This is a genomic window from Winogradskyella sp. MIT101101, assembly GCF_047126865.1.
Taxonomy (GTDB): domain Bacteria; phylum Bacteroidota; class Bacteroidia; order Flavobacteriales; family Flavobacteriaceae; genus Winogradskyella; species Winogradskyella ouciana.
This window is the reverse complement of record NZ_CP138982.1, coordinates 3,088,960-3,105,768: the sequence shown is the minus strand read 5'-3', so window position 1 is coordinate 3,105,768 and position 16,809 is coordinate 3,088,960. Positions and strand designations below refer to the sequence as shown.

Here is a 16,809-nt window from a genome sequence, read left to right as displayed (position 1 = left end):
ATTATTTTAACATAATGAAAAAAGTGCTAAAGCGTCATCACCGACCATTATTTTCATAACTTTAGAATCTAAAGCCATTAAGATGAAAAAGCCAAATACAAGAAGGTCATTTATAAAAAAAAGTGCATTGGCAAGTGTCGCAATTCCAATTTTAGGCAGTAGTGTTTTGAATTGTAAATCGGATGCACAAACCAAATCAAATAATCTTAATAAAACTTCCAAAAAACTTAACATCTTAATATTAGGAGGAACAAGCTATTTGGGCCCACATCAAATAGCCTATGCACTTTCTAGGGGACATTCTGTTTCTACATTTACAAGAGGAAAAACAAAGCCGAGAATACACGCGGAATTATTTGACAAAGTTGAACAACTTATAGGTGACCGAGAGGATAATCTTAAAGCTTTAGAAAATAGAAAATGGGATGTCGTTATAGACAACTCTGGCCGTAAAGTGGAATGGACAAAAGCTACGGCTGAACTACTAAAAGATAACGTTGATTTGTATATGTACACCTCTTCAACTGGTGTTTATTATCCGTATTTAAATGGTAATCTAACTCCAGAAACAGAAGTTGCTTTAATAATGCCTGAAGGTCTCGATGAATATGAAAAGTACGAAATGGAATATGGTGTCATGAAAGCCAACTCTGAGTTAGCAGCCATAAAAGCGTTTGGCAAAGAGCGAACAGTCGTTGTAAGGCCAACGTATATGCTAGGACCAGGTGACAGAACGGATCGCTTTGTGCATTGGCCTGTTAGATTATCAAAAGGAGGCGAACACATAATTCCTGGAAAAAGTGAAGATCTTGTGCAATATATAGATGTAAGGGATATTGCAGAATGGTTTATTAGATTGGCAGAAAATAATCAGCATGGCACTTACAATGGAGTTGGCCCAAAATCAAAGCAGACGATGCAAGAATTTATTAAGGAGGCTGCAAATTCTTTTGATGTTGAATCGTCTTTTGTTATGGTCGATGATTATGAGTTTTTAAAAGCCAATGACATGTATTATTCCATTCCATGGATACTGCCAGATAAGGAACATTATGGATCAGCTAGAATTTCCAATAAAAAATCTATTGCTGCAGGATTAACCTTTAGACCGATTAGTACTATAGTCACAGACACCTTAAGTTGGTGGAATTCCGATAAAGTCGATAACGAACGAAAGACAAATTTCAATACGAATCTTGAAGCTATGCTTAAAAAGGAAGAAGAAATAATTGCACAATGGAAAGAGCGCAACTAGTAAATCCGTCCTATTGAAACAACATCCATCTCAAACTATTACCCATAACTATTAAAAAAGCGTCTAAAATTCTTCATGTGATAGCCCTAAAAATAGGATTTTGTAATTACATCGATTTTTTTTGAAAAACACTTCAACTTATAGTCAATAATTAACCGTATATCTATTATTTAAACACTTAATTAACAGCACGTTAATTTATTATGTAATTTTCATTATATCTCTATTTAACTGTTTTTCAAGCTGATTAATAGAGAAAATTAAAAAATATTATGCACGCATAGGAAATTTAATAATTAAAATTTACCTTATAGCCGCCAAATAAATGCCATGAGTGAAAAGCTGATATCCAAAAAAAAGCCTGCTTATCCTATAAGCAATTGTCTATCCGATTATCTAAGCGAACAAGGCAGAAACATAAAAATTCCGATTTTTTATGATGACTTATTGCGCTTTCAAGGAGCCGTAGAAATTTTTGATAATGACGGTAAAGACACGTTATGGATCAGTTGTTACTACGCAGAATACGAACGTGACGAAATTGAGCACAGCCTAAAGCAAATGTATTCCATCTTACACTCTGATGGTAGTGATAATATTATTCCATATCTCAATATAGACAGTATTGATTTTTGTACGTTCGGTAACACCAAACCATTCAGAGTAAAGGTTAGAAACATCCTTAACGACAACTATATTTTCCTCTATATAAAAAAGGCAGATGCTTCACGTATTTATGGTCTGGAATTAGAGCATTTATTATCACCGAATCATATCAATTTTCTGGTTCATAAAGACACACTTATAGAAGAACATATTTCTGGAATTCCGGGAGACACCTTTATAGACAACAATCTAAACACTCTTTCTGAGCAAGACAAGCGAGCACTAGCCAAAGAGTTTGTAAAGTTTAACGAACGCTGTTTTGTGCGGTTGTTGGCAGATATGCGCTCGTATAATTATGTCATTGTCATTACACAAGATTTCGATCGTGTGCAATACCGTATCAGAGCCATAGATTTTGACCAACAATGTTATGAAGGCAATCCAAAAGTCTATAAACCTCAGTTTCTAAAAGAAAATAATGCCTATGTGGAAATGACCTTAAATGTATTGGCAAAGGAATCCATAGAGCAATACGAAAAAGAAGAACGTTCGCTATTGGCTAAACGTGCCACTAGTGAACACGAGCGTTTAGACGACCTTGTGCAATGCATGAAAACCGATACCATTTCCACACCAGAAAAAATAAGCGAGTTGCGTACAGCTTTGTTCAAACTGACCAAAGATGTTAACTTTAAGAAATCGAAAAACATGGGAGAACTTCTAAGCAATGGCTTAGATTTTATTACCAGAAACTATGTTAACGAAAATCCATACCTCATCAAATAACCAGACCAATCAACCCATCATGAAAATAAAAAAAGTCTTAGTTGCCAACCGAAGCGAAATTGCTATACGTGTCTTAAGAGCTTGCTCAGAAATCAATCTAGCAACCGTTGCGATTTACACCTACGAAGACCGTTATTCCCAACATCGTTACAAAGCCGACGAAGCCTACCAAATTGGTGAAAACAATGACCCTTTAAGGCCTTATCTCGATATTGAGGAAATTGTGGCTTTAGCAAAATCCAAAAATGTAGATGCCATACATCCTGGTTATGGTTTTTTATCTGAAAACTCAGAATTCGCCAGACGATGTGCCGAATATGACATTATTTTTATTGGTCCAGATCCTGAAGTTATGGATGCGCTTGGTGATAAGATTACGGCTAAAAAAATTGCCGTAAAATGTAATGTCCCAATTATTGAAAGTAACAAGGAAGATTTAACCTCTCTTGAAGTTGCAATTTCTGAAGCAAATAGAATTGGATATCCAGTGATGCTAAAAGCTGCATCTGGTGGTGGTGGTCGAGGAATGCGAGTCATTAGAACCAGTGAAGATTTAGAATCAAATTTCAATTCGGCGCGTAACGAAGCACTTAATGCCTTTGGTGATGACACCATGTTTTTGGAGAAATATGTTGAAAATCCTAAGCATATCGAAGTGCAAATCGTTGCAGATAAACATGGTAATATTCGTCATTTATTTGAGCGCGATTGTTCTGTGCAACGTCGTCATCAAAAAGTAGTTGAAGTAGCTCCGTCTTACAACGTTTCTCAAAAGGTAAAAGATGCGTTGTATAAATATGCTGTTGATATCACTTCAGAAGTTAACTATAACAATATTGGTACGGTTGAGTTTTTGGTCGATCAACAAGATAACATCTATTTTATAGAAGTGAATCCTAGAATTCAAGTTGAGCATACGGTTACTGAAATGGTTACTGGTATTGACTTAGTAAAATCACAAATTTTTATTGCTGGAGGTTATAAGTTATCGGATAAACAAATCAAAATTTATGAACAAGACAGTTTGGCAACCTATGGTTTTGCTTTACAGTGTCGATTGACTACAGAAGATCCTGAAAATAATTTTACACCAGACTACGGAGACATTACCACATACAGAAGTGCATCTGGTATGGGAATTAGATTAGATGCTGGTAGTATTTATCAAGGTTATAACGTGAGTCCATTTTTTGATTCCATGTTAGTAAAAGTTTCTGCTCATGGTAGAACACTAGATGGAGCCATAAGAAAAATGTCTCGCGCACTGAAAGAGTTTCGAATTAGAGGTGTAAAAACCAATATTCATTTTTTGCAAAATGTAATTAAACATAACACGTTTAGAGAAGGGAAGGTAAATGTGAATTTTATTCAAAATACACCAGAGCTTTTTGACATTAAGCTGCCTCAGGATAGAACCTCAAAAGCTTTAAACTTTTTAGCTGAAGTCATCGTCAACGGAAATTCGGATGTAAAGTTTATTGATGAAAATAAAGTCTTTAGAGATGCTAAAGTCCCTAAGTTTAATTCTAAAGAAGATTACCCGAAAGGCACAAAGGATTTACTGACAGAACTTGGATCCGAAAAATTTTGCAAATGGCTTAAAGACGAAAAGCAAATTCAATATACAGACACCACAATGCGTGATGCGCATCAATCACTTTTAGCTACACGTATGCGTACGTTTGACATGCTGAAAGTCGCTGAAAGCTTCGCGAAAAACCATCCCAATACTTTTAGTATGGAGGTTTGGGGAGGTGCAACCTTTGATGTGTGCTTAAGGTTTTTGCACGAAAGTCCTTGGACACGTTTAAAGCAACTTAGGGAAGCAGTACCAAACATCTTGTTTCAGATGCTTTTACGTGGCTCTAATGGTGTGGGCTATAAGGCTTATCCGGATAATTTGATTGAAAAATTTGTAGAAAAGTCTTGGGAAAATGGAGTTGATATTTTTAGAATTTTCGATTCGCTCAATTGGGTAAAAGCCATGGAACCGAGCATTAATTATGTACGTAACAAAACTGGCGGAATCGCAGAAGCAGCCTTGAGTTACACAGGCGACATTTTAGATACAACACAGACTAAGTACAATTTAAAATATTACACACAACTCGCTAAGGATTTAGAAAATGCAGGTGCGCACATGATAGCCATTAAAGATATGGCTGGATTACTAAAACCTTATGCTGCAACTGAGTTGGTCACTGCTTTAAAAAACACAGTTAATGTGCCTATCCATTTACATACGCACGACACATCATCATTACAAACAGCAACATATCTTAAAGCCATAGAAGCTGGAGTTGATGTGGTTGATGTAGCTTTAGGAGGACTTTCAGGATTAACATCGCAACCCAACTTTAATGCAGTTGTAGAGATGATGAAACGACATGAACGTGAGCACGATTTTGACATGACTAAGCTCAATGAATTCTCTAATTTTTGGGAAGATACTCGTGAGATGTACTACCCATTTGAATCGGGTTTAAAGGCTGGTACAGCCGAAGTGTTTCAACACGAAATTCCTGGTGGACAATATTCTAACTTAAGACCACAAGCTGAAGCATTAGGTCTAGGAGATCGTTTTGACGAAGTTAAACAAATGTATTCCAAAGTGAATGATATGTTTGGTGAAATCCCAAAAGTTACACCAAGTTCTAAAGTGGTTGGTGACATGGCTATTTACATGGTTACCAACAATCTTACTCCAGAAAATGTGATGTCTCGTGGCAAGGAGCTCTCGTTTCCAGAGTCCGTCATCAGTTTCTTTAAAGGAGATTTAGGACAACCGACCGGTGGTTTCCCAAAGGAACTTCAAAAAATAATTTTAAAAGATAAAGAACCCTACACAGATCGACCAAATGCGCATTTAGATCCTATAGATTTTGACAAGGAGTATAAGGCCTTCAAGAAAAAATATCAAAAAGGATTTACCAGAGCTATTGAGATGGAAGATTTTCTGTCTTACACCTTATACCCAAAGGTATTTGACAAAGCACACGAAAATTATAAGAAATATGGCAACGTGGCTCTAATTCCGACCAAAAACTTTTTCTATGGTATGAAATTACGTGAAGAAACCTTAGTGACTTTAGAACCTGGAAAGACTGTTATTGTAAAACTACTATCTGTTGGCATACCTAACGACGAAGGAAAACGTATCGTGTTTTTTAAAGTCAATGGTGAAAATAGATATGTTGAAGTTTTAGATACATCCCTCAACATTAAAAAACATGAAAATGTAAAAATCGATCCAGAAAACAACAGCCAAATCGGAGCACCTTTACAAGGCTCGCTTTATAAGGTATTAGTTAAGAAAGGGCAAGATATTAAAGAGAACGACCCATTATTTATTATTGAAGCCATGAAAATGGAGACAACTGTAACTGCGCATAAAGCTGGCAAAATTAAATCGGTTCCTTTAGGTGAAGGGAGTATGGTGAAGCAGGACGATTTGATTGTGACTATGGAATAAAAAGAAATATAACTGTTTCTTTTCAACTACCTTTGCATGAAGAAAATCTTTCAATTTGCATAAAAAGAAACCGCATCCAAAAGTAAAATCAGAACTTCATCCCAGAAGCCAACATAGAGAACGCTATAATTTTGATGAACTCATTAAAAGCTCACCAGAATTAGCAACTTTTGTTGCTCCGAATAAATATGGTGATAATTCTGTAGATTTTTTTAATCTGAAAGCTGTTTTAGCATTAAATAAAGCACTATTAAAACATCATTACAAGGTTGAGTTTTGGGATATTCCAAAACATTATTTATGTCCACCAATTCCAGGAAGAGCGGATTATATTCATAATATCGCTGATCTTTTAAAAGGTGATAGGAAAGAGATTCCGAAAGGCAATAACATTAAAGGACTCGATATTGGTGTTGGCGCCAGTTGCATTTATCCAATTATTGGTAATCATGAATATGGTTGGTCATTTATTGGAAGTGACACCAACGAGACTGCTATTATATCTGCTAAACAAATTGAGCAACGCAATTCTAATTTAAAATCTAACGTTGAAATTAGACGCCAAGAGCAAGCTAATAATTTCTTCCGCGGCATTCTAAACCAGAAGAAAAAGTAGATTTCACCATGTGCAATCCTCCATTTCATGCCTCTGCCAGAGATGCTGAAAAAGCAAGTTTAAAAAAGCTGAAAAACTTAAAAGGAAATCGACCAAGTAAAGCGCTTTTGAATTTTGGCGGACAAAACAATGAATTATGGACCAAAGGTGGTGAAGCTCGTTTTGTAAAAGACATGATTTACGAAAGCAAACATTTTGGCAAACAATGCTTTTGGTTTACGAGTTTAATTTCTAAAGAAGTGACTTTAAAACCTACCTACAAAATTTTACAAAAAGTGAATGCAACTGATGTAAAAACTATTGAAATGGGACAAGGGCAAAAAGTCAGCCGATTTATTGCTTGGACGTTTTTGACTGAACAAGAACAAAAGGATTGGGCTAATGAGCGTTGGTAAAACATTTGTTCTACCTTTGTCACAAATTCTAATGAATGTCCTTCAAAGACCTAAAAATTATAAAACCGTTACTTAAAGCTATTGAGGTTTCAGGTTATGTTGAACCTACCTTAGTGCAGCAACTTGCTATTCCACCAGTATTGCGAGGGAAAGATGTTATTGTTTCCGCACAAACAGGAACCGGAAAAACTGCTGCTTTCGCCTTACCGATACTACAACAATTGTTTGATAAGCAAGATGCACCCAAACGTGGTAAAAAAATCAGGGCTTTGGTTATTAGCCCTACACGAGAATTGGCAGTTCAGATTCAGCAGAATTTTAAAAACTATGCACAATTTTCTAATTTAAGATCTTTAGTAGTTTTTGGTGGTACTTCTATAGAACCACAAATTGATGTTTTGAAAAAAGGAATCGATATTTTAGTGGCAACACCTGGTCGTTTACTCGATTTGCACAAACAGGATTATATCAATTTAGATCATATAGAAACCTTGGTGTTGGATGAAGCCGATTTAATGTTGGCCATGGGTTTTATAGATGATGTCAAAAAAATTGAACGTCTTTGTCCAGAAGAGAAACAAACCCTTTTGTTTTCGGCAACTATTCCTTATAAAATTGAAGAATTAGCCAAAACCATTCTCAAAAATCCTGAGCGTATTGATGTAACTCCCACAAAATCTGTGGCTCAAGATGTGAGTCAGGTGTTGTATTATGTTCCAAAGCGAAGAAAAATAGAACTGTGCTTGCACCTGTTACGAAATGAAATTAAAGGCAATGCCCTCATTTTTAGACGTACCAAATTTGGTGTCAATAAGCTCGAACAACGCCTTGCTGAAAATGGATACAAGGTGGATAGTATTCATGGCGATAAAAACCAAAGTGATAGACAAACCGCTTTAAACAAATTTAAAAACGGCTACGTAAAAATCCTTATTGCTACTGATGTAGCTGCACGAGGTATTGATATCAACGAACTCGATAATGTCTTTAACTTTGATATGCCAAACCAAGCCGAAACCTATGTGCATAGAATCGGCAGAACTGGTAGAGCTGGTAATATTGGAAAAGCCTACTCCATGTGCTCCGCAGACGAAAAAAGCTATGTAAAAACTATTGAACAGTACATTAATGTTCAGATTCCAATTGAGACCGAACATCCATATCCTTTAGATCCTAAAGCCAAACCGATAGTACATAAAAAGAAAGGTAGTAAGTATAAAAAAGGACGTAAAAGTGTAGCTTCAAAGAAAAAGAAGAAGCGTTGGTATTAATCTGTCTAATAGGTTAGATAAAATTCCTGAATCACAACTAATAAGACAATCTATTATTAAAATACTGTTTCAACAACGGAATTTGAACACCAACCATTATAGCCAACAATACCGTTGCATGCATCAATGCATTAGAAAAGTCAAAAGAAAAATTCTCCCATAAGCTAAATGATACATCAGGTAAATTGTAACGCTCAGAAAGACTTGTAGTGTCATTGGATTTTGAAAACAGCGCATACCCAACCAATCCTACAAAACCTGAGGCTATGAGCCACCAAACATATTTAGGAATTAATGGTTTATAGACAATAGTTTTAGATTCTGATATAGCTTCAATTTTTGACATTACATTATCGGTAAAGTCAGCAGGTGCTTGTTCTAAGCTATCAGCAGACATCAACTTATTAACTAAATCTTCTATTCTTTTATCATCTTCTATCATAACTTCAATATTTTATAACATTAGTTCTAATTCACTAACTTATTTAGATGGCAATAACCACCATTGACCAAATGCCCACCTGCCTGTCGGCAGACAGGTTATGGGCTTCCATAGTTTATCATATTTTGTGGTTGCAAATACTGCTCTAAAATAACTGCCAGTTTTTTTCGAGCTCTAAAAAGCTTCACTTTTACGGTATTGGCTTCAATATTTATAATCTTTGATATCTCTTCTAAAGATAACTCTTCAAAATAAAACAAGGTTAATAACGCACTGCTATCTTCTGGTAATTTGTCAATACATTTTTTAATCAATACACTTCTTTCTTCATTAATGATATTGTCCAAGGCATTATCTATAGTATCGAGTTTATTAAAAGTAAACTCATCTATGGCAACATTATTTAAATGTTTCTTGTTCTTTTTTATATTATCCAAGCACGTGTTATAAGCCACTCTGTAAATCCAGGTCGAAAACTTTGAGTCTCCTTTAAATTTGTCCAATGACTTAAATACTTTTATAAAGGTGTCTTGCGCCACCTCTTCCGCCTCTTCCTTATGCTTTAACATTCGTAACGCTAAAGTATAGACTAAGTCCTTATAACGATCAACTAGTTGCGCATAAGCCCTAGTATCGCCATTATTAATAGCATCTATTAATATGTTTTCGTCGTTGGTGGTCATTTTGTATTTAAGACGACTACATTATATATTAGGTTACACAAACAGTTGAAATTATTTTTTTTGAAAAAATTGTAACCTAAATCAAAAACCTATCGTCATAAGGTATGTAACACATAAAATTAATCAATTAAAAAACAAACATTATGGATGAAGAAATTTTAATACCAATTAGTCTGTTCGCCGCTATTTTCGGAATGGTATATCTATACTTTTCAACACGAAATAAAGAACGTCTTGCCCTAATCGAAAAAGGCGCAGATGCCAGTATATTTAATATCGGGAAACGATCTGGATCAGCCTGGAAGGTTGTTGTTATAAATATAGCCTTTCTATTAATGGGTATTGGTCTAGGGCTTTTCCTTGCAAATTTGTTAGAAAGCACTACAAATTTAGACGACAATGTTATTTATCCTGCTATGACCTTTTTAATGGCTGGAGTTGGACTTTATGTAGGCTTTACCCAAACCAAAAAAGCATTAGACAACTAATACTTAAACCTAATCAATCAAATAAGAAAGCGCCTCATTTATGAGGCGTTTTTTTGTGGCACAAATAATGTAGCTTAAGAATAATTTGCCTTGCTGAATTTATTTCAGCATCTTTAATTCCATAATAAGTTAAAATGTACAAATACCTATTCTTAATTTTATTTAGCCAATTAAGCTATGCCCAAATCACAGTGAGTGATAGCATCACAAAATATCCTGTGAGCTATGCCACCATTTCATTTGGTAATGGTAACGGTACTTTTGCTGATGATGAAGGTAAATTTTACTTCACGAAAAAGCTATATCCAGATATTGATTCGCTTTTTATTTCAGCACTGGGCTTTAAGGATCTGAATATTTCCACAGAAAACTTACCGAATCAATTATTTCTACAACCACAAGCTGATGAGCTAGATGAAGTGGTCATTGGCACCAAGCTCAACAGAAAATTTAAGGAAGAAAAACTTAAACCCTATCTCGACGATGATTACTATAATTGTTGGTTACCGACAATAGAATCTGAAATTGCGGTTTATTTTCCAAAAACTTCAAACCAGGATCAAAAACTAACTTCGGTTATATTTCCTATTGCTTTGGAATCAAAAGATTGGAGCAAACGTAAACGAGCCAATAGTGATAAGAAGAAATTTTCAACCTTGTTTAGGGTGAAGCTTTATGGAAACAATAATGGCAAACCTGGTAAAGTGCTGACTTACGAAACGATTGTTTTTAGAGCCACTGAAAAAAATGGTGATGCTTATGAACTCAATGTTGAAGACTACGATATCTACATTCCAAACGACGGTTTCTTTGTATCGTTACAAGTCATGGGCTATACTGGTAAAAATGGTAAGCTCTTGCCTAACAAAAAATACAAAGAGATCAAAACTAAGAATGGTGTGGTTAAAATCCCGACCAATTTCAGACCACTCCTACCCTTTACAGATGAACGAGAAACCAAAAACACATATATAAAACGTGTATTTATTAATGGCAACAATTGGGTGAAGTTTGACAAGGGCAATGGTTTTAAATCAAGCTTATTGGACAAAGAGCTTTACAATTATGGTATTGGCTTAACCTACAAAACCTTTAAGGATGACTGAGCCAGCAGGACTTTACATTATGGCTGGCTTATACATTCTAGCTGGCATTATGCATTTTGTGAGACCAAAGATGTATTTGCGTATTATGCCAAGGTACTTACCCAACCACAAGGCTTTGGTATTTTGGAGTGGTGTTACTGAAATTTTACTTGGTGTTGGCTTGTGTATTCCTACAATGAGAACAATAGCCATTTATGGCATCATCGCCATGCTTTCTGTATTTCTTTTGGTCCATTTTTATATGCTATCAAGTGAAAAAGCGGCAGCTGGTTTCCCAAAGTGGATACTGATTTTACGAATTCCGCTTCAGTTTGGTTTAATGTATTGGGCTTGGATTTATTTGAATTAATATAAATGGATATAAGAAAACATTGCCAATTGTGTGACCATCAACTAGTTGATTTTAAAACCGGTACCATATGCGGTATAACAAATAGAAAGCCCGAGTTTGTCAACAAGTGTGTTAATGCAAAATTTGATGAAAAACTAGAGTCTAAAATCAAAATGGCCAATGTAGAGTATCAAAGCGTATTAAGAACTAAATGTTTAGTATATGCCAATTTCATAATCTTTTTAGTAGTTGCTTTAGCCGTAATCTTAGGTGGCTATTTCTTAGCGCAATATTTATTAAAATTCGCAGCCATTGGAGCTGCACCGATTATCATTTCACTTATCGGATTGCTTTTTGTGCTTCCACTTGCCATTGGCCCACTTAACACATATCTCAATGATCTAAAACTTGCAAAAGTAAATAAAGAGGCTGTTGACAGAGTTGTTGACCTTTACGGTATAAAATATGATATTGATATTAGATTTGGCAAAAAATATCATGGTACTCAAGAAGTTGATGTGGATTTGAGGATTAACAAATAATCACTCTACGGGAAAATCAAAATAAGTCTTAGGAAACGGTTCCCAACGCAAAGTAAAATGCCACCATTCTTTTGGGTAGTTTCTAAAATTATGTTTTAGCATTACCGTTTGTAGCAGCTGTCGGTTTTTTTTCTGTGCTTCTGTTATCCCTTCATAATTTACCCAAGATTGTTGTCCAAAAAAATCATAAGCACTTCCCATGTCCAAAGGTTCTCCTGTATTACCGTCGATGATGGTTAAATCTACTGTACTACCTCGACTATGTCCTGACCGAGAAGCAATATATTCTTCCTTAAATAGGTTTCGCTTTTCTACATCTGGATAAAATTGGGCTTTATTTATGGTATCCTTTAACTCCCTTGCCCAACGAATAAAATGATTTACCGCACGTTGAGGACGGTAACCATCATAAACTTTTAAGCATAGATTTTGCTTTTGTAACTCGTCTTGAACCAGTTTTAATTTTTCAGCAGCCTCCTTAGTAAGTATCAGTTTGTTTGCCTTATAACCATCAATGGTGTCACCAACAAAATTATTGGTGCCATAGTAACGTAACTCTACCTCTATGTCTGGTATCACTGACTTTACATATACAAAACCCTCAGGCAAACCCTGTTTACCATTGAAAGTCATCGCTAACATAGCAGTTACAAATAAAGATATGAGTATTTTATATTTCATATTGAAGCACTAATTTAGAGAAAAATTATACTATGGACTTGTTTTCTACAGAGAAACAACATTTTAAATTACCAAATGCGGAATTGATCTACATTCCCAACCTCTTCAATACACAAGAATCCGATAACAATTTTAAATCCATAAAAGCTGAAACCGATTGGCAACACGATAATATTACTGTCTTTGGAAAAACCTATAAACAACCAAGATTAACAGCGCTATTTGGAGATACAGATCAACCTTATAGCTATTCTAATATCACGATGTATCCTCAACCTTTTACCTCAACATTACAATCCATAAAAGGCAGGGTTGAAGATTTTGCTGAAGAAGAATTCAATACACTTTTAATTAATCTTTATCGAGATGGCAATGATAGCAACGGTTGGCATGCCGATAATGAAAAAGAATTAGGCATAAATCCAGTCATCGCTTCTCTGAGTTTTGGTGAAGCACGTCCATTCCATTTTAAGCACAGAACCATAAAGCAAGAAAGGCACAAACTGATATTAGAGCACGGTAGTCTGTTACTAATGAAAGGAGAAATGCAACACTATTGGCTGCATCAAATTGCGAAAACTAAAAAAGAGATTCAACCGAGAATTAACCTCACATTTAGAAAATTAATAAACCTATAAAAACAAAAAACCGGGTTCCCTCAAACCCGGTTTCTCTAATTTGCTTTTTAATATATGTTAGTAGATTCAGGGTCTCTAAGTCAACATAACATATGCAAATATTAATTAATTAATCCATTGAACTAAAAACTAAATTTTAGTACACTTCAAATATATAATTAGGTTTTAATTTCAACGTCTAAAAACATATTAAATCGATGAAATACATATAATTTTAACATTCAAAGATAAAATAGTGCATTTCGTCGATAAAATGCAACTCTATTTAATCCAAGGAATCACAAATAAGAAATAATAAAATGGTATAAAAATTGTTTTAGAGCTAAGAATTGATTTTAATATTCGGTAATTTTATAACTCTAAATTTTAAAAAAAATGAAATATTATATATGGGTTCTAGCCTTGGTTTCTTCTATAGTAAGTTTTAGTCAAGACAAAACTTATAGTGAAGAAGAAATTGCGGTTTCAAAATGGATAGATGGCACACTACTTACACCAAATGATAATGAAAAACCCAATTTGGCAATTATCATAGCTGGTTCTGGTCCAACTGATAGAAATGGAAACCAAAACTTTTTAAAAAGCAATGCCCTTAAGAAATTAGCCGAAAGCCTTACAAATAAAGATATTGCTACATTTCGTTATGATAAACGTATCGTAAAGCAGATTAGACAAGGCAAGGTAGATAAAGATATAATGTTTGATGATTTTGTCAATGATGCTTCAGACGTCATCACCTACTTTAAGGAACAATACGCGTATTCAAAAATTTATGTTATTGGCCATAGTCAAGGAAGCTTAATTGGTATGCTAGCGGCTAAAGAAAATGCTGATGGGTTTATATCGCTTGCAGGAGCTGGTCAAAATATTGGAGATGTTATTGTTGACCAGGTTACAAATATGGCACCTCAACTTGGTGAAGAAGCACAAAAAGTGGTGGATAAGTTAAAACAAGGAGAAACCACAACAGATTATCCAGCAGCATTAGCTTCAGTTTTTAATGCAGATGTTCAACCTTTTATGATTAATTGGATGGAATACAATCCTGCAGAAATTATACAAGAGTTAGAAATACCGATTCTAATTGTTAATGGCACAAAAGATCTTCAAGTTTCAGAGGATGAAGCCCAACTTTTAAAGGAAGCTAATGAAAAGGCTGAACTTAAAATCATTGAAAATATGAATCACGTTCTTTTTGAAATTGAAGGAGATGATCTTGAAAATTCAAAATCATACAATGAATCTTTTAGGCCAATTTCTTCTGAGCTCATAGAAACCATTACCGAATTCATTATAGAATAATTCATCTGAAATAATAGAAATTAAAAAAGCATCTCAACCGAGATGCTTTTTTACTAACTAACCAACCAAACGTAATGTCGCGATTTTGTAGTGTTGTTACGATTGTAACTATCGCTGTAATCATTACAGTTAGTTTATAGCAAACCGCGTGCCAAACTTTATTTTTTAATTTTTTTATAAAAAATGTAACAAAATCATCTTTCCTTACACTAATATGTTATATCTTTATGATATCATTTTAATATCATATTGATTTATTAATGATAAACCAATTAAATTCTAAGATCATGAAAGAAGAAAAAATCATCGTCCCAGCAAATGGCTACTTAATGCTATTTTTATTTATTATACTCTTTTTTGGAAGTATAGCTACAATAATTGCCATGCAGACACCTTGGCCAGGAATAACCATATTCCTATCTCTAGTTATGGCTTTTGGGTTTCTAATGGTACAACCCAATGGATCTCGTGTATTATTATTATTCGGAAAGTATGTAGGTACTGTAAAGAAAAATGGCTTCTATTGGGTAAATCCGTTTTATACCAAAAAGAAGATTTCATTAAGAGCTAGTAACTTTGATAGCGAGCGTCTTAAAGTTAACGACAAACTAGGAAACCCAGTTATGATCAGTACTATTTTGGTCTGGCGCGTACAAAACACCTACAAAGCAGCTTTTGATGTCGATAATTACGAAAACTTTGTACGCGTACAAACCGATGCAGCCGTACGTAAATTGGCAAGTATGTACCCTTATGATAATTTTGCTGACGAAGGCGTTGATGAAGACATCACATTACGATCAAGCGTGAATGAAGTAAGCGAAGCCTTGGAAAAAGAAATTGATGAGCGTTTAACCATTGCAGGTATTGAAGTACTTGAAGCTCGTATAGGTTATTTAGCTTATGCCAATGAAATTGCAAATGCCATGCTTAAGCGTCAACAAGCTACAGCCATAGTCGCAGCAAGACATAAAATCGTTGAAGGTGCTGTAAGCATGGTAGAAATGGCCATCGAAGCACTAAATAAAAATGATGTGGTAGAATTAGATGAAGAGCGTAAAGCGGCTATGGTAAGCAATCTTATGGTTGTGCTATGTGGCGACAAAGATGCCTCACCAATTGTTAATGCAGGAACCTTAAGCCATTAAAATGAATAAAAAACAAATTTACAGTATTGCCTTAGGAAGCGCATTTGGTACAAGCATTGGCACCACTATTGGAGCTGTAATAAATGAAGTGACAATGGGAACTGTCTACGGTTCTATGATAGGATTAGTTATCGGTGTTGTTTTGGCATTAGTAGTCTTTAAAAATGATAAAACAGAGAATCTATGAAAGAATATAAAGTAATTCAACCTAAACTGGGCTTCAGACAAAGGTTTCAAAATTTTGAAGATTTATTAAACCAGCATGCACGTGAAGGCTGGATAGTTAAGCACATAGGGCAAGGTTGGTCTAGCGTAGTCTTAGAACGTGATAAAAACAGATAATGCGAATATTTAAAGAAGAACAACGATTTAAACAATTGTGGCTTATCATCTTAATGGTGATAAGCCTCTTAGTGCCTATTGGTCTCATAATTGCCGTATATATAAAAGACCCAAGCAGTTTTTCTGCCATTGAGCTTGTATTGCTCATCGGCTTTTTAGTGTTAGTTTCTACTTTAATATTTATGTTTAAACTCACAACCAGGATTGATGAAAAAGGTATTCATTATAAATTCTTTCCGTTTCATTGGAAATTTAAAACCTTAGAATGGCATGATATTAACGAAGCCTACGTGAGAACGTATGATGCCTTAAGCGAATACGGAGGTTGGGGATTTAAAGGCGGGCCACTTTGGAAAAAATCTAAAGGTAGAGCTATAAATGTATCTGGAGATATCGGCATTCAACTGGAATTAAAAAACGGAAAAAAACTGTTGATAGGTACACAAAAAAAAGCTGAGGCTGAGAGTGTCTTAGCAACATATAAAAACAAAATTGAGAATAATGTCTAAGAAAAAAGCCTTTGCATTACGTATTAATGAAGATATGCTAAAAGCTGTTGAAAAATGGGCTGCAGATGAGTTTCGTAGTACCAATGGCCAAATAGAATGGATGCTGATGCAATATCTCAAAGAGCATAATAGGCAACCTAAAAAAAAAGAGAAACCTACAGACGAAAAGTGATCAGAGATGGTCACTTTTTTAGTT

General features: G+C 34.8%; 18 protein-coding genes and 1 pseudogene. 16 read left to right on the top strand and 3 right to left on the bottom strand.

Annotated features, from left to right (window positions below):
* Positions 1 to 82: 82 nt before the first annotated feature.
* The 5 genes and pseudogenes from SIB89_RS13970 to SIB89_RS13950 all read left to right on the top strand — a co-directional run bounded on the left by SIB89_RS13970 (position 83) and on the right by SIB89_RS13950 (position 8,401).
* Positions 83 to 1,255, top strand: coding sequence for an NAD-dependent epimerase/dehydratase family protein (locus SIB89_RS13970; protein WP_412560249.1), 1,173 nt, complete (start codon positions 83 to 85; stop codon positions 1,253 to 1,255).
* Positions 1,256 to 1,585: 330 nt separating this feature from the next.
* A complete protein-coding gene (locus tag SIB89_RS13965) occupies positions 1,586 to 2,647 on the top strand; it encodes a hypothetical protein (protein ID WP_412560248.1) in 1,062 nt (353 codons plus the stop codon).
* Between the two features lie 19 nt (positions 2,648 to 2,666).
* Positions 2,667 to 6,119: a pyruvate carboxylase gene (locus SIB89_RS13960; RefSeq protein ID WP_412560247.1), complete on the top strand. Its 3,453-nt coding sequence runs from the start codon at positions 2,667 to 2,669 to the stop codon at positions 6,117 to 6,119.
* Between the two features lie 55 nt (positions 6,120 to 6,174).
* Positions 6,175 to 7,130 (top strand): annotated as a pseudogene (gene rlmF, locus SIB89_RS13955) (23S rRNA (adenine(1618)-N(6))-methyltransferase RlmF).
* Between the two features lie 35 nt (positions 7,131 to 7,165).
* A complete protein-coding gene (locus SIB89_RS13950) occupies positions 7,166 to 8,401 on the top strand; it encodes a DEAD/DEAH box helicase (RefSeq protein WP_412560246.1) in 1,236 nt (411 codons plus the stop codon).
* A 37-nt stretch (positions 8,402 to 8,438) separates the two neighbouring features.
* Here SIB89_RS13950 and SIB89_RS13945 read toward each other — a convergent pair whose 3' ends face one another.
* The gene (locus SIB89_RS13945) at positions 8,439 to 8,843 is read right to left on the bottom strand and encodes a hypothetical protein (RefSeq protein WP_155089306.1); all 405 of its coding nucleotides are present in this window, start codon (positions 8,841 to 8,843) and stop codon (positions 8,439 to 8,441) included.
* A 98-nt stretch (positions 8,844 to 8,941) separates the two neighbouring features.
* On the bottom strand, positions 8,942 to 9,526 hold the full coding sequence (locus tag SIB89_RS13940) for an RNA polymerase sigma factor (RefSeq protein ID WP_412560245.1): 585 nt from the start codon (positions 9,524 to 9,526) through the stop codon (positions 8,942 to 8,944).
* 143 nt (positions 9,527 to 9,669) lie between these two features.
* On the opposite strand from SIB89_RS13940, the gene SIB89_RS13935 reads away from it, so the two are divergent.
* The 4 genes from SIB89_RS13935 (at position 9,670) to SIB89_RS13920 (ending at position 11,993) form a co-directional block, all read left to right on the top strand.
* Positions 9,670 to 10,014 (top strand): DUF6249 domain-containing protein, encoded by a 345-nt coding sequence (locus tag SIB89_RS13935; protein WP_155089304.1) that lies wholly within the window; start codon positions 9,670 to 9,672, stop codon positions 10,012 to 10,014.
* Positions 10,015 to 10,148: 134 nt separating this feature from the next.
* Positions 10,149 to 11,120 carry a hypothetical protein gene (locus SIB89_RS13930; protein ID WP_412560244.1) on the top strand — a complete coding sequence of 324 codons (972 nt, stop codon included), beginning with the start codon at positions 10,149 to 10,151 and terminating at the stop codon, positions 11,118 to 11,120.
* Positions 11,113 to 11,469, top strand: coding sequence for a hypothetical protein (locus SIB89_RS13925; RefSeq protein WP_412560243.1), 357 nt, complete (start codon positions 11,113 to 11,115; stop codon positions 11,467 to 11,469). The genes SIB89_RS13930 and SIB89_RS13925 overlap by 8 nt, the downstream gene beginning before the upstream one ends.
* Before the next feature lie 5 nt (positions 11,470 to 11,474).
* Positions 11,475 to 11,993, top strand: coding sequence for a hypothetical protein (locus SIB89_RS13920; RefSeq protein WP_412560242.1), 519 nt, complete (start codon positions 11,475 to 11,477; stop codon positions 11,991 to 11,993).
* Here the strand turns inward: SIB89_RS13920 and SIB89_RS13915 are convergent, their stop codons facing one another.
* Positions 11,994 to 12,674: a M15 family metallopeptidase gene (locus SIB89_RS13915; RefSeq protein ID WP_412560241.1), complete on the bottom strand. Its 681-nt coding sequence runs from the start codon at positions 12,672 to 12,674 to the stop codon at positions 11,994 to 11,996.
* A 32-nt stretch (positions 12,675 to 12,706) separates the two neighbouring features.
* Between SIB89_RS13915 and SIB89_RS13910 the strand changes: the two genes are divergently transcribed.
* From SIB89_RS13910 to SIB89_RS13880, 7 genes are all read left to right on the top strand, one after another.
* Positions 12,707 to 13,312 (top strand): alpha-ketoglutarate-dependent dioxygenase AlkB family protein, encoded by a 606-nt coding sequence (locus tag SIB89_RS13910; RefSeq protein WP_412560240.1) that lies wholly within the window; start codon positions 12,707 to 12,709, stop codon positions 13,310 to 13,312.
* A gap of 375 nt (positions 13,313 to 13,687) precedes the next feature.
* Positions 13,688 to 14,614 (top strand): alpha/beta hydrolase, encoded by a 927-nt coding sequence (locus SIB89_RS13905; RefSeq protein WP_412560239.1) that lies wholly within the window; start codon positions 13,688 to 13,690, stop codon positions 14,612 to 14,614.
* 287 nt (positions 14,615 to 14,901) lie between these two features.
* Positions 14,902 to 15,762 (top strand): SPFH domain-containing protein, encoded by an 861-nt coding sequence (locus SIB89_RS13900; protein WP_412560238.1) that lies wholly within the window; start codon positions 14,902 to 14,904, stop codon positions 15,760 to 15,762.
* Position 15,763: 1 nt separating this feature from the next.
* Entirely contained in the window at positions 15,764 to 15,949 is a 186-nt protein-coding gene (locus tag SIB89_RS13895) for a hypothetical protein (RefSeq protein ID WP_273290471.1), read from the top strand.
* On the top strand, positions 15,946 to 16,104 hold the full coding sequence (locus tag SIB89_RS13890; protein ID WP_202913893.1) for a DUF4177 domain-containing protein: 159 nt from the start codon (positions 15,946 to 15,948) through the stop codon (positions 16,102 to 16,104). The genes SIB89_RS13895 and SIB89_RS13890 overlap by 4 nt, the downstream gene beginning before the upstream one ends.
* Complete coding sequence (locus tag SIB89_RS13885) at positions 16,104 to 16,613, top strand: hypothetical protein (RefSeq protein ID WP_412560237.1); 510 nt, start codon at positions 16,104 to 16,106, stop codon at positions 16,611 to 16,613. Before SIB89_RS13890 ends, SIB89_RS13885 begins: the two co-directional genes overlap by 1 nt.
* The gene (locus SIB89_RS13880; protein WP_155089294.1) at positions 16,606 to 16,785 is read left to right on the top strand and encodes an Arc family DNA binding domain-containing protein; all 180 of its coding nucleotides are present in this window, start codon (positions 16,606 to 16,608) and stop codon (positions 16,783 to 16,785) included. The genes SIB89_RS13885 and SIB89_RS13880 overlap by 8 nt, the downstream gene beginning before the upstream one ends.
* The last annotated feature ends 24 nt before the right edge of the window (positions 16,786 to 16,809 follow it).

What these genes read in the sequence shown, in the direction of transcription:
- SIB89_RS13970 (WP_412560249.1), top strand. Translation starts at nt 83, where the DNA reads ATGAAAAAGCCAAATACAAGAAGGTCATTTATAAAAAAAAGTGCATTG.
- SIB89_RS13965 (WP_412560248.1), top strand. Translation starts at nt 1,586, where the DNA reads ATGAGTGAAAAGCTGATATCCAAAAAAAAGCCTGCTTATCCTATAAGC.
- SIB89_RS13960 (WP_412560247.1), top strand. Translation starts at nt 2,667, where the DNA reads ATGAAAATAAAAAAAGTCTTAGTTGCCAACCGAAGCGAAATTGCTATA.
- SIB89_RS13950 (WP_412560246.1), top strand. Translation starts at nt 7,166, where the DNA reads ATGTCCTTCAAAGACCTAAAAATTATAAAACCGTTACTTAAAGCTATT.
- SIB89_RS13945 (WP_155089306.1), bottom strand. Translation starts at nt 8,843, where the DNA reads ATGATAGAAGATGATAAAAGAATAGAAGATTTAGTTAATAAGTTGATG.
- SIB89_RS13940 (WP_412560245.1), bottom strand. Translation starts at nt 9,526, where the DNA reads ATGACCACCAACGACGAAAACATATTAATAGATGCTATTAATAATGGC.
- SIB89_RS13935 (WP_155089304.1), top strand. Translation starts at nt 9,670, where the DNA reads ATGGATGAAGAAATTTTAATACCAATTAGTCTGTTCGCCGCTATTTTC.
- SIB89_RS13930 (WP_412560244.1), top strand. Translation starts at nt 10,149, where the DNA reads ATGTACAAATACCTATTCTTAATTTTATTTAGCCAATTAAGCTATGCC.
- SIB89_RS13925 (WP_412560243.1), top strand. Translation starts at nt 11,113, where the DNA reads ATGACTGAGCCAGCAGGACTTTACATTATGGCTGGCTTATACATTCTA.
- SIB89_RS13920 (WP_412560242.1), top strand. Translation starts at nt 11,475, where the DNA reads ATGGATATAAGAAAACATTGCCAATTGTGTGACCATCAACTAGTTGAT.
- SIB89_RS13915 (WP_412560241.1), bottom strand. Translation starts at nt 12,674, where the DNA reads ATGAAATATAAAATACTCATATCTTTATTTGTAACTGCTATGTTAGCG.
- SIB89_RS13910 (WP_412560240.1), top strand. Translation starts at nt 12,707, where the DNA reads ATGGACTTGTTTTCTACAGAGAAACAACATTTTAAATTACCAAATGCG.
- SIB89_RS13905 (WP_412560239.1), top strand. Translation starts at nt 13,688, where the DNA reads ATGAAATATTATATATGGGTTCTAGCCTTGGTTTCTTCTATAGTAAGT.
- SIB89_RS13900 (WP_412560238.1), top strand. Translation starts at nt 14,902, where the DNA reads ATGAAAGAAGAAAAAATCATCGTCCCAGCAAATGGCTACTTAATGCTA.
- SIB89_RS13895 (WP_273290471.1), top strand. Translation starts at nt 15,764, where the DNA reads ATGAATAAAAAACAAATTTACAGTATTGCCTTAGGAAGCGCATTTGGT.
- SIB89_RS13890 (WP_202913893.1), top strand. Translation starts at nt 15,946, where the DNA reads ATGAAAGAATATAAAGTAATTCAACCTAAACTGGGCTTCAGACAAAGG.
- SIB89_RS13885 (WP_412560237.1), top strand. Translation starts at nt 16,104, where the DNA reads ATGCGAATATTTAAAGAAGAACAACGATTTAAACAATTGTGGCTTATC.
- SIB89_RS13880 (WP_155089294.1), top strand. Translation starts at nt 16,606, where the DNA reads ATGTCTAAGAAAAAAGCCTTTGCATTACGTATTAATGAAGATATGCTA.